Consider the following 1,360-nt stretch of genomic DNA (forward strand, 5'->3'; position numbering starts at 1 on the left):
CGGCCTCCACAGTTGTGTACCGGGCCGGACGGTGCCGTGGCTGCGACCACCGTCCGGCCCGGAGTCTCAGTGCCCCGTCAGGCCGCCGAGCGGGACGTGCTCGTGCGCGCAGCTCTCGTCGAAGCCGTAGGTCTCCCAGGCGGGGAAGGGGTCGGAGGCGGGCGGAGGCTCGCCCTCCCGCATGAGGCAGTCGGCCAGGGCTGCCCGCAGCCCTGCCGTGTCCAGATGGGTGCCGATGAAGACCAGTTCCTGGGCGTGGGGGTGGTCGGTGTTGCGGGCGGAGGAGGGCTCGAACCGCGCCACGGAGCCGGCCTGGGACCACAGGCCCGTCACCTGGGGCCGGCTGGCCAGGGTGAAGAAGCCCTTGGAGCGCAGGACCTGCCCGTGGGCCCCGCTGTCCAGTGTCCGCGTGACGAACGTCCACAGCCGTCCGGGGTGGAAGGCCCGCGTGGAGCGGAAGACGGTCGAGGAGATGCCGTACTCCTCGGTCTCGGGGACATGGTCGCCGTTGAGTTCCCGTACCCAGCCCGGGGCCTGCTGGGCGCGTTCCAGGTCGAAGCGGGCCGTGCCCAGGATCTCGCCGACCGGGACGCGGCCCCGTACGGCAGGCACGATCCGGGCGGCCGGGTTGAGGCGGGCCAGGGCGGCCCCGAGCCGGTCGGCGGACCGGGTGTCGACGAGGTCGAGCTTGTTGAGCACGATGACGTCGGCGAACTCGATCTGGTCCATCAGCAGGTCGCTGACCGTGCGTTCGTCGTCCTCGTACTGGTCCAGGCCCCGTGCGGCCAGTTCGTCGCCACCGTCCAGCTCGGGCAGGAAGTTGACGGCGTCGACGACCGTGACCATGGTGTCCAGCCTGGCCAGGTCGCCGAGGGTGGCTCCGTCGTCGCGGGCGAAGGCGAAGGTGGCGGCGACCGGCATGGGCTCGGAGATGCCGGAGGACTCGATGAGGAGGTAGTCGAAGCGCCCCTCGCGCGCCAGCCGGTCCACCTCCTCAAGCAGGTCGTCGCGCAGGGTGCAGCAGATGCATCCGTTGGTCATCTCGACCAGGCGTTCCTCGGTCCGCGACAGCGACGCGTCGCCGCCGCGGACGAGGGCGGCGTCGATGTTGACTTCGCTCATGTCGTTGACGATGACGGCGACGCGCAGGCCCTCGCGGTTGGTCAGGACGTGGTTGAGCAGGGTGGTCTTGCCGGCGCCGAGGAACCCGGACAGCACGGTGACGGGAAGGCGCGGCGAGGGGTCGTGGGCCATCCGCCGTCAGCCTTCGGGGCGGAGCAGACCGCGCTCGTACGCCCTGGCCAGCCGCTGCGGGACCCGGTACGGCACGCCGTCCACCGTGACGGTCACCAGCTGAGGG

The 1,360-nt window shown here is 71.6% G+C and carries 1 protein-coding gene and 1 pseudogene; both read right to left on the minus strand.

Annotated features, from left to right (window positions below):
* Positions 1 to 66: 66 nt before the first annotated feature.
* Positions 67 to 1,254 carry a GTP-binding protein gene (locus SCWH03_RS28195; protein WP_173267754.1) on the minus strand — a complete coding sequence of 396 codons (1,188 nt, stop codon included), beginning with the start codon at positions 1,252 to 1,254 and terminating at the stop codon, positions 67 to 69.
* Between the two features lie 6 nt (positions 1,255 to 1,260).
* Positions 1,261 to 1,360, minus strand: a pseudogene (locus tag SCWH03_RS28200) (50S ribosomal protein L32); the annotation flags it as partial.

It is taken from the genome of Streptomyces pacificus (assembly GCF_011766325.1).
GTDB classification, from domain to species: domain Bacteria; phylum Actinomycetota; class Actinomycetes; order Streptomycetales; family Streptomycetaceae; genus Streptomyces; species Streptomyces pacificus.

Coding starts and splice junctions, on each gene's coding strand:
- SCWH03_RS28195 (WP_173267754.1), bottom strand. CDS start 1,254: ATGGCCCACGACCCCTCGCCGCGCCTTCCCGTCACCGTGCTGTCCGGG.